This is a genomic window from Neisseria sp. P0009.S007, from assembly GCF_051962515.1.
The window spans coordinates 1-235 of sequence record NZ_JBQCVF010001295.1 but is presented as its reverse complement, the minus strand read 5'-3'; the positions used below and the strand labels follow the sequence as shown (position 1 = coordinate 235).

Sequence of the window (235 nt, the reverse complement as noted above, 5' to 3'; positions counted from 1 at the left end):
CAATACGAGGATGCGGCGTTCAGACGACGTTTGAACCACGCCCTCCCGAAAGGAAACATGCCCGCCGCCCGCGCCGTAACCGTAAGCCGTGTGCTGGATAAAGTGCATAAGCTCCGTCAAGGCAATGCCGACCATGCCGCCGACGATGCCGGTGAGGATGAGGGCTATCCAAAGTTTGTGCTTATGTTTCATGGGGATTTTGTTTTTGAGACAGGGTTCGGCGGTTTCGTTAAAA

Annotated in this window: 1 pseudogene; it reads right to left on the bottom strand. The window is 54.5% G+C overall.

Features of this window, described 5'->3' with window-relative positions:
• A pseudogene (locus ACTHS3_RS18670) lies at nt 1–192 on the bottom strand (chloride channel protein); the annotation flags it as partial.
• Between the last annotated feature and the right edge of the window lie 43 nt (nt 193–235).